11 protein-coding genes are annotated in these 13,906 nt (G+C 56.1%); 2 read left to right on the plus strand and 9 right to left on the minus strand.

The genetic code is table 11. The features are described 5' to 3' along the window. Positions 1-120: 120 nt before the first annotated feature. The 8 genes from DXB86_RS09035 to DXB86_RS10225 form a co-directional block, all read right to left on the minus strand. Positions 121-1,755, minus strand: coding sequence for an ABC transporter ATP-binding protein (locus DXB86_RS09035; protein WP_084591801.1), 1,635 nt, complete (start codon positions 1,753-1,755; stop codon positions 121-123). Continuing rightward, the gene (locus DXB86_RS09040; protein ID WP_117638255.1) at positions 1,739-3,037 is read right to left on the minus strand and encodes a radical SAM protein; all 1,299 of its coding nucleotides are present in this window, start codon (positions 3,035-3,037) and stop codon (positions 1,739-1,741) included. Before DXB86_RS09040 ends, DXB86_RS09035 begins: the two co-directional genes overlap by 17 nt. A gap of 66 nt (positions 3,038-3,103) precedes the next feature. Continuing rightward, positions 3,104-3,892: a hypothetical protein gene (locus DXB86_RS09045; protein ID WP_035137757.1), complete on the minus strand. Its 789-nt coding sequence runs from the start codon at positions 3,890-3,892 to the stop codon at positions 3,104-3,106. Then, on the minus strand, positions 3,889-4,707 hold the full coding sequence (locus DXB86_RS09050; protein WP_117564851.1) for a hypothetical protein: 819 nt from the start codon (positions 4,705-4,707) through the stop codon (positions 3,889-3,891). Before DXB86_RS09050 ends, DXB86_RS09045 begins: the two co-directional genes overlap by 4 nt. Further along, a complete protein-coding gene (locus tag DXB86_RS09055) occupies positions 4,707-5,627 on the minus strand; it encodes an ABC transporter ATP-binding protein (RefSeq protein ID WP_035137759.1) in 921 nt (306 codons plus the stop codon). Before DXB86_RS09055 ends, DXB86_RS09050 begins: the two co-directional genes overlap by 1 nt. 539 nt (positions 5,628-6,166) lie before the next feature. Then, a complete protein-coding gene (locus DXB86_RS09060) occupies positions 6,167-6,496 on the minus strand; it encodes a helix-turn-helix transcriptional regulator (RefSeq protein WP_052044110.1) in 330 nt (109 codons plus the stop codon). A gap of 8 nt (positions 6,497-6,504) precedes the next feature. Further along, on the minus strand, positions 6,505-7,041 hold the full coding sequence (locus DXB86_RS09065; protein WP_035137761.1) for a hypothetical protein: 537 nt from the start codon (positions 7,039-7,041) through the stop codon (positions 6,505-6,507). A gap of 327 nt (positions 7,042-7,368) precedes the next feature. Further along, complete coding sequence (locus DXB86_RS10225; RefSeq protein ID WP_084591805.1) at positions 7,369-7,962, minus strand: ATP-binding protein; 594 nt, start codon at positions 7,960-7,962, stop codon at positions 7,369-7,371. A gap of 291 nt (positions 7,963-8,253) precedes the next feature. Between DXB86_RS10225 and malQ the strand changes: the two genes are divergently transcribed. After that, the gene (malQ, locus tag DXB86_RS09075) at positions 8,254-9,831 is read left to right on the plus strand and encodes a 4-alpha-glucanotransferase (protein ID WP_255413150.1); all 1,578 of its coding nucleotides are present in this window, start codon (positions 8,254-8,256) and stop codon (positions 9,829-9,831) included. Between the two features lie 128 nt (positions 9,832-9,959). Further along, positions 9,960-12,227, plus strand: coding sequence for a glycogen/starch/alpha-glucan family phosphorylase (gene glgP / locus DXB86_RS09080; RefSeq protein WP_117736893.1), 2,268 nt, complete (start codon positions 9,960-9,962; stop codon positions 12,225-12,227). A gap of 456 nt (positions 12,228-12,683) precedes the next feature. Here glgP and DXB86_RS09085 read toward each other — a convergent pair whose 3' ends face one another. Beyond that, complete coding sequence (locus DXB86_RS09085; protein WP_117736894.1) at positions 12,684-13,883, minus strand: ABC transporter ATP-binding protein; 1,200 nt, start codon at positions 13,881-13,883, stop codon at positions 12,684-12,686. Between the last annotated feature and the right edge of the window lie 23 nt (positions 13,884-13,906).

Raw genomic sequence — 13,906 nt, forward strand, 5'->3', positions numbered from 1 at the left:
ACACGCTATAAAACCTTCTTGCCGGGCGGTCGAGTACAGCACCGACGGCGTACCCGTGGAGACCTACCCAGAGCCCACGCCATTTCAAGTTTCTTGGTCTTCAACGCCACAATCCGATAATCATCCAGCCGTCGAAATGACCTCGTCACAGGCGGCAAGCATCTCCTCGTCATGAGTGACAACGATTACAATATGGTCTCTCTTAATTTCATGAAGCAATTTGATCAGCGCGCCTCGACTCTTCGCATCAAGTGCTGAGGTCGGTTCATCAAAAAGCATAACGTCCGGCGATTTCAACAGCTGTCTCACAATTGCAATCTTTTGCTTCTCGCCGCCGGACACCCCTCCTTTCCCGCCGTCAAGCATCGCCGTTGCCCCGTTCTCCACAGAAGCAACCATTTCGTCTAGCCCCAATATGACAAGCATCCGATTCAGCTTATCCATCTCGTAATCATCAGAAAGCAGCGTAAGATTATCGAGAATCGTCCCCTCAACGATAGGGGGTTCTTGCTCCGTAATGCTGACTCGACACCGCCGCAATGCATATCGATCGATGCAACGCTGTGACACCCCGTTGTAGCGAACGGCCCCTTCTGTGTCATCTGGATATAGCCCCAATATCACTGACAGCAGCGAGCTCTTCCCCGAACCATTCGGCCCCGAGATTCCATATAGCCGACCCCTGGAAAACGCGAGCCCCTCAATGCTTAACGCGACCCTTTCCGCCCCTGGATAACGTAGCTTGATGTTCTCTAGACGGATTTCCTCAATCGGACCAAGCGCCAATTTGCCATTCGCTTCCACCGGGACATCCCAAATTCTTTTCAGCCGCTCATAGCATACGCGATTAGTCTGGTAATCCCTTCCCCAGCCCAACAAATACTGTACCGCTGAGCTTAAGTTCGAATAATATCCAACAGCAGTCACGAGAAAACCAGGCAACAGTCTCCCGCCCATCACTTCAACCGCGCCCACAGCAAGAAGACATCCTTGAGCGGCGGAAGCGACCAACGCGTTGCCAAAGGTAAATCTAGACCCTACTTCCTGATTTGCTCTCATCGTTGGATAGAGCCCATTAAAAGCTTCGACCAGTACAGCGCGGGACCTATCGAACAAAGCATGTTTGCGGATGAAATCAACTTTCTCCAACTGATCTTGTAGACAGGAAAAAAACCTCGCGCTCTGCTCTTGTACGTCAAAACTTCTCTCAAACAGCCTTGCGCGTGAAACCGCATAAAAAGCGGCACTCGCTGCCGCAAGAACAAGGCAGACCACACTCAACTTGATATTCAGGCTACCGAGAACAAACAGGGCGGACAAAAGGGTGATAACGTTGCTTGAAACCCCCACAACCGAGTTGATTACGAAGATGACAAGGTCATTAGCGTCGTGATTGATTTGCTGGTTATAATACGACGCGTTGAAGCCCTCGAAGAATGCCTGGGGAAGGTGCTTCACGTGCTCAAGCGTATCCGCATTTAAGCCGAACCCCGCATGCGACTGAAGGTTGATGTACAGCATCTCTGAGCAATACACTAGTCCCGCTCGAACCGCTTGGACCGCAACCAAAATAAGGCAACAAACGAGAACGGCGGCAAGATCGGCGCTGGCCGGCATCGCCAATCGGTTTACCACTATGCCGGTAAGAAAGGGACCCGCAAGCGCAAGCAGCCCGACCAAAACTGTTACGACAAGATAGGCGTAGAATCGACCGCCCAGTATATATTTTCTACAGAGATTAAGCATCAGCCTCATTTTGCCCCGCACCCCGTTTTGCCGTATTCATCATCTGGGAGAGCAGCATTTTTTGCTCGGCATCATACCGGAAGGAAACGCAACGTTTCCCCTCACCGTTTAAGGCGTGGTTGGGGCACCCTCCCATGCACATGGGAAAAGCAAAGCACTCTTGGCATTCCGGGTCATCCGGCTCATATGCCATCCAGTTAATCATGTTCTTGCTCAACATTGGCGGCTCGAAAATAGTTCCGACCCTCCGCTCCTTCATTCCAATGTCATCCCAGCACTTATACAAATCTCCGACGGGATCAACCACGTACGAGTTGATTCCAACGGCGCAACATATCCCGAAATTCGTCCCACCAAAAGGTTGAACTTTGAAGCCCCGCGCAATTGCCCTTTTATAAAACTCAGTCTCCTCATACGAGAACTCTTTTACAGTAAAGCAGTGGCTGTCGTTCGCACATACCTGATTGATATCGTCAACAGGGGCTAAATAGAAGTGAACCTTATTCATCAGGCCATTTAGCTCGAGATAATCCAATAGCTCTTGAGCGGCCTCGATGTTGGTCTTGTCGACGTTGCTCCTTATCGAAATATCGATGATGTCGGCACACTCTTTGACGTTCTTGAGAATACGTTCGTATGTAGGGCTTCCGTCGTGAAGAATCCTTCTCGAATCGTGATCCGACTTCGATCCATCTATAGTCACTTGCGCGCTCGTCACACCACATGCCGCGAGCCTCCTTGCAACATCAGGCGTCAGCAGATAGCCATTTGTCACTATCGATGCGGAATATTCACACGTTGGCCCCACGACATCTTTCAGATCCGACGTAATCCGTTCGATCATCTTCATTCCGAGCAGAGGCTCGCCGCCGTACCATCCAACTGAGAGACTTGCGATACCAGGATAGTAATCTTTCACGAACTTGGAGAGCTGTGTCAAAACCTCCTCGCCCATCGTCGTGTACGCCTGTCCCTTTTCATAGCAGTAGGGACAGCAAAAGTTGCAAGCCATCGTTGGCGCAATGGTAAGGGACAGAGCAGTATTCGCAAAGCGCGCGGCGCGACTTTGCAACCTGATCTCCCCAAGCTCGTCCCTCTCCTCATTGACTAGGATGCCTCCCCTTATCAGCTCCGCGACAAGATCATCGGCATCTCGAACGTCCCCTTCTTGAATCCTTTTGAATTTCTGCGCGTATTCCGGATTTAACGACAGGATGCCGCCGGTTCGCGCATTCATGATAAGAAGACTTCCGTTATGTTCATGCACCACATTAAATTGCGACAGTTTCACTTCGCACCATCTCCATTTCCAATCAAATCCATATCGACCCTCAGACGCTGCGCATACGCCAGCGCACTACCTTCTTCGATAAAAACTGCACGAAAGCAGCAATAGACATGCGAGCGACACGATGACCGCATGGCCGCATGCAGCCATCAGGACCGTCCCGCCGGCAGCCCCGCACGCCCTCATCCAATAAGCCATGTGAACCGGGGGTAAAACGGTTGGGAAACTCATCGCGATAACAAGGCCCGCGAACGTTGCGACCAGCAAGGCTCCCGACACAAGAGATCTGATCCTGAACACCTCATATGCAACCGCAACCATCAGCGTATAAGCGGCGTCTATAACGATATTCGACAGGAGTGCCGAGGTCACATTACCAACCGTAAGGCTGTCTAGACCGCTTCCGGAGCACACGGCAAAGACCGCAGCGACACCGAGAGTAAACACGATGTAGGGGCACAGCGTATACACTTCGCAAGCCAATGTCTTTGCCGCAAACAGCTGCCAGCTGCGGAAGCCCCGAGCAATCGAAACTCCCCTTGCCGACACGCTCGTCGCATCACCGAATAGCGTCCCCGCCACAACAACAGAGACGATTGGGAAGAACACCGTATGCGCCATGGAGACGACACTTAGCCAGGAAGAGATACCCGTTGGCCCAACCCCTATCGAGAAAAGATAGCCCGGATCGGCGGAAAAGCCAAAGAACTGGCCCTCTCCCCCTGCGGAGACCCATGCGCCGGACCCGGCAAACACATAAATCCCCGCGATGCCCAAATACATCAGCGCTATTATCACGGCGAGTTTCATTCTCCTTGCGCGGAACAGTTCCGCCCTGACCGACATCCCAAGATTCATCGAACCGCCGTCCTTACAAATAGCGAGACGAGCGCAACTCCAACCGACACAAGCACAGTGCCGCCCGCATACAGCAAAACCTGAATTACCCCAACATTCTGCATACTCAGGGAACACAGGTTCATCAGGTAATACACGGGCGAGAGCATGAGCAGCAAGCTGGGCTGACCGCTTCCGTATGTACTTGGGAACCACACCATCACAAATGTCGAAACCGCTATTGCAACGACGCTGCTCGCCACCACACTCCTCGTGAGCAAATACAGGGCGAAGGTAGCGGCGTACATCGAAATGAGCAGCAGCGCGATCATCAGCGCAATCGATACAAATTGGGCAAACCCTGAGCACGAGGCCCCAACGTCCCATTGGGCCATCTTGGTTAAATACAGCGCAGTCGTAGAAAGAAGATACACGGCACCGACCAGAGTGCAGTTCACCAACAGCTTCGTGATCACAATCGCCGCCTGCGACACCCCTCGCGATCTCGATACGGCGTAAGCCACGGATTCAAAGTCTCTCGACGTAGCGTAAACCGCGTAGAGAATCGTCACCGGAATCCAGACCACTGTAGACGCAAAAGACGTCCGGGCAACAGAGCCCAAAACGTCCCCTGCATCCACTAGGTTTCCAATAAAACCTATAGCCCCTCCAAGCGTATACGGGTCATCACCGGCGACCATGATCAGCACCTCAGACGAAGTCGCAGCCGCAACCACATACAGCACAGCCGCAAGCGCAATCATCAGAGCGGTCGCCGGGTGCCTGGCGAGCAACCATACCTCGCTCCGAAAAGCTGAGATGAACTCGCGTTTCATCACAGCTCGCTCTCTCGACCGATGAGCTCCGAATAAAACTCCTCAAGGCTCTTCCTATGAGAATACGCCTCCGCAACCCTCACACCTGCGGTCGAGAGCGCTTCGATTGCAATGCCCCGCCCTTCCTTTTTCTCCTCATAGCGCATAAGGACGCTGCCGTCCGGCAGAAAAGAATGTGAGGTCTCATCTCCGAGAACCGATCTCGTTCGCTCCAGATCGTCCACATGCAACACGAAACCACCGCGGCATGACTTTTCCAGCTGAGGTGCGGTCATCCTTCGAATGAGGCGACCATGACTTATGAAGAGGTAATCAGTTGCCAGCTTGTGCATCTCCTCAAGATTGTGGCTGGATACGAGAATCGTTTTACCTTGATCTTTGTTAAGATGCGTAAGGATTTTTCTTACTTCGACTATCCCCATCGGATCCAGGCCGTTTGTCGGCTCGTCCAGGATCAACAGCTCCGGATCGCCCAGCAACGCTATGGCCAGATCGAGACGCCTCCTCATTCCCATTGAGAAGTTCTTCACTTTCTTCCCGCCGGCCTCCCCCAAACCGACGGTTGATAACACACCGTCGATGGAACGATCGGTGGGAAGCCCCCACTCAATACAGCGAACGACCAAGTTGTCTCGCGCGGTCAGATTAGGATACGAAGCATTGAGGTCGGGCATATAACCCAGCCTTTCCCTGCAGCTCCGTATTTCACGTCTCCCGGTTTGCCCAAACATCGAGATCGTTCCTGACGATGGCTCCGAAAGCCCCGTGATCAATCGAATTAACGTGCTCTTGCCGGCACCATTCTCCCCAATGAGTGCACACAGCTCGCCTTCCATTAAAGAGAACGAGACTGATTTAACCGCTTCAAACCCGCCATATCTCTTGGATATGGCACGCAATTCAACTGGGACTTCCCGCATGGACGACATCCTCCCCGTCAATAAAAAGGGACGACATGGCAATTGTGCGGGGTTATAGGTAACGTCGGTTCGCCCCCCCATATTGCAATGCCACATCGCCCCTCAGGCGCTGCTGGCCAAAATATCTTTGAACAGTCTGTGCACGCCGTACGGCGTGCACTATCCGCTAAAAGCGGATAGTGCACTCCTGTGAAGAACACTTGGTGCTGCAGCTGCCGTGCGCGTAAAAGAAGCAATTGCTGCACATGGGCTCAGCCCCGGCTGACGGCTCGGTAATCCATTCCATTTCATTCCCCTCCTTTCCTTGCATACCGAATTGATAATGTTATTCTAATTCGATATGTATCATATTTCAATATAAGCTTATTTATATATTACACAAGGTAAGCACCCCCCTGCATCCAGCACAGGAAATGACTCTCTCGTTCCCCAGTGACGCGGCGAGAAATACAGGCCACTGCAGGACGTTGAATGAACAGCCCGTGAAAACCGTTGTTTTCACGGGCTGCACCTGCTCAATACTTTTTTATTCTCCAGCCTCAGTCGTCTCTAAGATCGACCACGTAAACATGATCTGACTCCAGGACCGGGTCATCACCCGTCGCGGTCGCCCTGCTCAGCGCGTTGCGGGCGCGCCGCGTCGCCAGTTCCTCAAGTTCTCTTTCGTTGACGCGCTTAATAAGATCGCCAGGCTGGCAATCAAGCTCTACGCAAATATCCAGCAATGTCTTTAACCTAATTGCCTTCACCTTGCCATTTCGTATTTTTGAGATACTTGCCGGTGTGTGCCCGGTCGCCCGAATGATATCCGTACTCGTCTTTCCGCGTCGAAGCAATAAGCTTTCAAGCTCAATAATCAGATAGTCCATGCCGCCCCTCACACCAAATCCTCGGTCTGGTCTTGAAGCAGAGCTCCGTAGCGCCATATCGCAGAAATCGAGAAGCAGCAAACGGCCCCCAGCACAGCACCAATATCTATGGGCAGGGCCAGGTTTTCAAACATCGAATAGGCGTTCCCCAGCAAGTCGAAGGGGCCAATCACTATCGAAAGAAACCCCGGAGAAAACAAGAGGTCACCTATTGCCGCTGCAACAAACAGCCACCCGATAATCGAGATTCTTCGAGCATGCGAAAGGGTAAAGGGCGATTCGCCATGAGCCATGTCCATGCTGATTCCCCGCAGGGTCCATGTGGCCCCTCCGGAAATCAGAAGATACATCAAAGGAACCACTACGGAAACCGTCTTTGATGGATCATATAGGTTTCCTTGAGCAGCCATAAGCCCAATGGAAATAACCACCACCACCGAACAGCAACACACCGCTATAAACAGCGCCGTAAACAGAATCCCAAGCCTTCTTCCGAGAGTCATCATCTTCTGGATGGACTTATCGATCTTCTGGGCGCTATTCACCACAGCTCCTCCTAAAGCAATCAGAGGTCTTCTTACTTACTGTTTTTCCTACATTGTAACGAACTCGATAAGAAGAGGGTCGCTTCACGCCGCGCAATCCCGAACTCCAAGCGTTTCTCATCAGCATTGCCCATCTTTCGAGTCGAAATTCAAATCCAGTTTCTTATCGCATGCTGAAATCAACCCGAACTGGATGTGACTGGAAAACAGCGCGCTGCGTCGGTCGCGCTTTCCCGAGCGACTCTGGCACAACAGACGATATGAGTTGAACATTGGGGCCTCTCCCCTTGCAGCTCTCTCGTGGGTCGGGCGACAATGGTCGTACCATCAACCGCGGCCGCGCGCTGCGGGCCCTCGGCCTCGGCTGCGTCGTCGGGGCGGTCCCGAAGATGCACCGGCCCGCGGCCGACCGCGGCCGCAAGAACGACCGCCGCGACGCCGAGTGGCTGGCACGCATGCTGGCGCGCCGCAACGTCGTCGAGGTGTGGGTCCCCGACGAGCGCCCTCGAGGACGCGCGCGACGACCTGCAACACGCCAAGCAGCGGATGTCGAAGTTCCTGCTGCGCCACGGCCTCGTCTTCGACGAGACGACGCCGGCCGGCAGGCGCAGGGGCGCCTGGACGGGGGCCTACTGGGACTGGACGGAGTCCCTCTCCTTCGACGAGCCCGACGACGCCGCGGCCTACGAGCACTACATGGACGGAAATGACCTGGTAGAGAACCCTCGCACCGTCTACGTCGCAGGGGACGTAGACGAACTCGTCGAGCACGAGCAGCCTCGCGGGCGACACGTCGTTCAACAGTTTCGACAGCGTTCCCTTGCGCTTCGCGTTGCCGAGCTCGAGAACCAGCTGCGCGGTCTGCCAGAACCTGACCGACATGTCCGCGGCGACCGCGCGCATCGTGAGGGCGACTGCCATGCGCGTCTTGCCGCGCCTGGACTTACCGAAGAAGACGAGGTCTTCGCGCGATTGTTTGTGTCAACGGCCAACTGAATGTGAACCCTTCTTGCATTGTTGCAACCTGGCTGGCAGCCGGTCTTTAATGACGACGACCATTGTCGCCCGACCCACAAAAGAGCCGCAAGGGGAGGAGCTCCCAATGTTCAACTCATATCGTCTATGGCGCACTACCATTCACCGAAAGTCGGCAACTTTTTCATTCTCTCTATACATGTTTAAACAACATGTTCTACAATAGGGACAATAGCAATGGAAACTCGGGACGAGCCGTCTATCCATCTACGGCGCAGCCCCTTATTCAAAAGGACGGTGAGTGCATCCATGGAGCGTGCAAGCGGCGTTCTGATGCCCGTTTCGTCATTGCCCGGACCTTACGGTATCGGCGGCTTTGGCTGGAACGCCTATGACTTTGTCGATTTCCTCGCCTCGTGCAAACAACATTACTGGCAGATTCTCCCCCTTACGACAACGAGCTATGGCGACTCGCCCTATCAGTCGTTCTCGGCCCGTGCGGGCAACCCCAATTTCATCGACTTTGCCGAGCTTATCGAGGCCGGCTATCTGGAGCAGTGCGATATCGACGGCGTGTACCTGGGCTCCGACCCCAGCAATGTCGACTATGGTGCCATCTTTGGTGGCCGTCGTCAGATTCTCGACCGCGCCGCCGAGCGCTTTGCCGCCGACAAGCCGGCCGACTTCGACGACTTTGTCCAAGCAAACGAAGACTGGCTCATCCCCTACTGCGAGTTCATGACCGTCAAGGAGGAGTGCGGTCTCAAGGCCTTTTGGGAGTGGCCCGCAGAGCTCCGTACCCGCGGCGAGGCTTCTGCCAAGGTCTGCGCCGCCCATCCCGCGCGCATGCTCTACCACCAGATGACGCAGTACTTCTTCAATCGTCAGTGGAGCCGCCTCAAGGCCTATGCCAACGAGCGCGATATCCTCATCATCGGCGACCTGCCCATCTATGTCTCGCGCGACTCCGTCGAGATGTGGGCCACGCCCGAGCTCTTTAAGATCGACGCCGCCGGTAATCCTGTGAGTGTCGCCGGCACGCCGCCCGACCAGTTCTCGGCCACCGGCCAGTACTGGGGCAATCCCATCTACGACTGGGACGCCATGGAAGCCGACGGTTTCTCCTGGTGGGAGGGCCGTATCCGCGCCGCCCTCGACATGTACGATGTCATCCGCCTGGATCACTTCCGCGGCTTCGAGGCCTATTGGGAGGTGCCGTTCTCCTCACCCGATTCGTCCTACGGTTCGTGGACGCAGGGCCCCGGCCTCAAGTTCTTCAAGACGCTCGAGGAAAAGCTCGGCACGCTGCCCATCATCGCCGAAGACCTGGGCTTCCTCACCCCCGGCGTCATCGACATGCGCGACAACTCGGGCTTCCCCGGCATGAAGATCTTGCAGTTCGCCTTTGAGGGCACCAACTCGTACTACCTGCCGCACAACTACATTGCCAACACCGTCGCCTATGTGGGCACACACGACAACGAGACGGCGCGCGGTTGGTTTGAGGGAACGGCCACCCCGCGTCAGCGCGAGCAGGCGGCCCTGTACACCCACCAGCAGGCAGGCGAGCCCATGGCCGATGCACTCAACCGCGCCATCGCCGCCAGCGTAAGCGATACCTGCATCTACACCATGCAGGACCTGCTCAACCTGGGCAACGAGGCGCGCATCAACACTCCCGCCACCATGGGCGGCAACTGGACCTGGCGCATGCTCGATGGCGCCATCACCCGCGAGCTCGAGCACAAGCTCACCGGCTGGACCGAGACCTACTTCCGCATCCCGTCGGAAGACGAAATTGAGCTTCCCCAATAGGAGCCACCGCGCCCGACCCCACCCCATCGTGCGGACGCGTCCGTTTTCCCCGCGCGAGGCCACTCCAATCCCTCGCGCGGGCTTCTTTTGAATTTCTGACATGTAATCAACCCATCACAGGAGGAAACATGCCCCGTATCAATCTTGCGGATCTTGCCGAGCAGTCCTTTGGCACCTCGCTCGAGCAGCTCGATGACCGTCGTATTTATAAGCTGCTGGCCAAGCTCGTGCAGGAGCGCTCTGCCGCCTGTCCTCTCAACAACGGCAAGAAAAAGCTCTACTACATCTCTGCCGAGTTTTTGATCGGCAAGCTGCTCATCAACAATATGATCGACCTTGGCATCTATGACGAGGTTAAGGACCAGCTCACCGCCGCGGGCCACGACCTCAACAAGATCGAGGAGTTCGAGGTCGAACCGTCGCTCGGCAACGGCGGCCTGGGCCGTCTGGCCGCATGCTTCCTGGATTCCATCGCCACGCTGGGCTTGACCGGCGATGGCGTGGGCCTCAACTACCATTACGGCCTGTTCCGCCAGCGCTTTGTCGACAACCAGCAGAAGGCCGTCCCCGACGAGTGGCTCGGTGAGCAGGACATCCTAGTCGACGACGACCGCTCCTACACCGTCGAGTTCGGTGATTTTGCCGTTACTTCCAAGCTCGTCAACATCGATGTACCCGGTTATGGCCAGCCCACCAAGAACCGCCTACGCCTGTTCGACCTGGCAAGTGTCGACGACGGCCTGGTCCCCGGCAGCTCCATCGACTTCGACAAGACCGAGATCGCCAAGAACCTCACCTTGTTCCTCTATCCGGATGATTCCGACGAGCAGGGCCGCCTGCTTCGCATCTACCAGGAATACTTCATGGTGAGCAACGCCGCCCAGCTCCTGATCGACGAGGCCATCGAGCGCGGCAGCAACTTGCACGACCTGGCCGACTACGCCGTAGTCCAGATCAATGACACGCACCCCACCATGGTCATCCCCGAGCTCATTCGCTTGCTCACCACCGAGCATGGCATCGAGTTTGACGAGGCCGTGACCATCGTACGCTCCATGGTCGCCTACACTAACCACACGATCCTTGCCGAGGCGCTCGAGAAGTGGCCGCTCGCCAGCCTGCAGAAGGTCTCCCCTGCCATCGCCGACATTATCGTCAAGCTCGATGAGATCGCGAAAGCCGAGCACGATGACCCGCGCGTCGCCATCATCGACGAGCACGACACCGTCCACATGGCCCACATGGACATCCACTTTGGCTTCTCCATCAACGGCGTAGCCGCCCTCCACACCAAGATCCTGGAGGACACCGAGCTTCATCCGTTCTACGAGATCTATCCCGAGAAGTTCTCCAACAAGACCAACGGCATCACCTTCCGCCGCTGGATCCATGGAGCCAACCCCGCGCTCGCCAGCCTGCTCGACGATGTAATCGGCACCGACTGGCGCAGCACCGGCGATCTGAACAAACTCGCCAAGTTCGCCGACGACAAGGACGTTCTTGAGCGCCTGGCCGCCACCAAGGTCGAGGCCAAGGCCATCATGCGCCAGTTCATGGCGCTCGAGCAGGGCGTGACCATTCCCTCCAACGCCATCATCGACGTCCAGGTCAAGCGCATCCACGAGTACAAGCGTCAGCAGATGCTCGCGCTCTACATCATCTGGAAGTACTTCGATATCAAGAACGGCAACAGGCCTAAGCACCCTGCCACCATCATCTTTGGCGGCAAGGCGGCGCCTGCCTACACTATCGCGCAGGACATCATCCATCTGATCCTGACGCTGTCGCAGTGGATTGCAAACGACCCCGACGTGGCTCCCTACCTGCAGGTTGTCATGATCGAGAACTACAACGTCACCGCCGCCGAGCGCGTGATCCCCGCCGCCGACATCTCCGAGCAGATCAGCCTGGCCTCCAAGGAGGCGAGCGGCACCTCCAACATGAAGTTCATGCTCAACGGCGCCCTAACCCTGTGCACGCTCGACGGCGCCAACGTGGAGATTGCCGAGCTCGTGGGCGACGAGAACATCTATACCTTTGGTGCCTCGTCCAAACAGGTCGAGCAGCTCTACGCCGACGGCAGCTATAACGCCAGCGCACTCTACCGCAAGCCCGGTATCAAGCTGCTGGTGGACTTTATCACCAACCCCGCCTTTATGGCGACCGGCAACGCCGAGCGCCTGCAGCGCCTGCACGACGACATTAAGGGCAAGGACTGGTTTATGGCCCTGCTCGACATTGAGGAGTACATCCAGACCAAGGAGCGCGTACTGGCCGACTACGAGGACCAGGACGCCTGGATGCGCAAGGCGCTCATCAATATCGCCAACGCTGGCACCTTCTCGTCCGACCGCACCATCTCCCAGTACAACGACGAGATCTGGCACCTGAACTAATTTCGCTTCCCTTACCCATCCTCTTGAAAACGGAGCCACGGCAACGCGGCTCCGTTTTTTGTGCCCGCACGTTACCCTGTGATCCGACTCGGCCAAACAATCTCGATCCATAACAACTACTCAACCAAAACGGTCCCAGCTGTTACAGATTGAGACATACCGGCCCCTCCCCTTGGGTTTATCTCAATCTGTAACATCTAGCAGGTGAAATTCGCCTTTGGTGTTACAGATTTAGATGAAATGGTTAGCTCAGCGGAACTGTCTCGATCTGTAACATCTAACGTCCGAAATCGGCCCTATCCGTTACAGATCGAGACAAACGACCGGTCAGACAGTCCCAACACAAAGAAAGGCTCCCCTCTCGCCCAGTGGACGGGAGGGGAGCCTTATATGTGACCGCGGCAAAAGGATGGCAAAGCCGCAGTCGCCCAAAAGGAGGGCCTGATTGGATCGGGCCTAGATAAGGTTCTTGCCAGAGACCTTATCGAAGAGGTGGGTCGCGTTCTTCTCGAACTTGAACCAGATGGGGTCGCCTGCCTTGAGCGCGCCCTTGGCCTCAAGGTCGACAACGGGAATGATCAGGACGAACTGGCCATCGGGAGCGGTCACGTGGACATGCTCGGTCGAACCCATGAGCTCGGTCACCTCGACGGTACCCTTGAGCGCGCCCTCCTCGTCCTTGTCGGCAAGCAGAATCTGCTCGGGACGCACGCCGGCCGTGATCTCCTTCACGTCGCCGCCGTCCCAGTTGAGAGCAAGCTGAGCGCAGGTCTCGGGGGCGAGCGCCACGTTCATATCCTCGGTCTTGACGGTAAAGCCGTTGCCCGAGCGCACCAGCTGGGCATCGAAGAAGTTCATCTGCGGCACGCCGATAAAGCCGGCGACGAAGATGTTCGCGGGATGGTTGAAGACCTCCTGCGGGGTGGCGATCTGCTGGACGACGCCGTCCTTCATGACCACGATACGGTCACCGAGGGTCATAGCCTCGGTCTGGTCGTGGGTGACGTAGATGAACGTGCCCTTGATCTCGTGGCGCAGCTTGATGAGCTCGGCACGCATCTGGTTACGAAGCTTGGCGTCCAGGTTGGACAGCGGCTCGTCCATCAGGAAGACCTTGGGGTCTCGCACGATGGCGCGGCCGATGGCGACGCGCTGGCGCTGGCCACCCGAAAGCGCCTTAGGCTTACGGTCGAGATACTCGGTAATGCCCAGGATCTCGGCAGCAGAGCGAACCTTGCGGTCGATCTCGTCCTTGGGGACCTTCTTGAGCTCAAGCGTAAATGCCATGTTCTCGTACACCGTCATATTGGGGTACAGAGCGTAGCTCTGGAACACCATGGCGATGTCGCGGTCCTTGGGCGCCACGTCGTTGACGCGCTTGCCGTCGATGAGCACGTCGCCCGAGGTAATGTCCTCCAGGCCGGCGACCATGCGCATCGTCGTGGACTTACCGCAGCCAGAGGGGCCAACGAGGACGATGAACTCCTGGTCGTGAACGGTGAGGTTGAAGTCCTCTACAGCGAGCACACCGTCCTCGGTAACCTTGAGGTTGTGCTTCTTCTCCTCGGTCTTCTTCTTTTTGCCAAAGAAGCCCTTCTTTTTTGACTCGTTGTTGGGATACACCTTCTGAACATGTTTGAGAACGATCTCGGCCATGTCTTTACCTTTCGATACGCGGC

Origin of the sequence: Collinsella sp. OM06-18AC, assembly GCF_003438785.1 — a bacterium.
GTDB lineage: Bacteria > Actinomycetota > Coriobacteriia > Coriobacteriales > Coriobacteriaceae > Collinsella.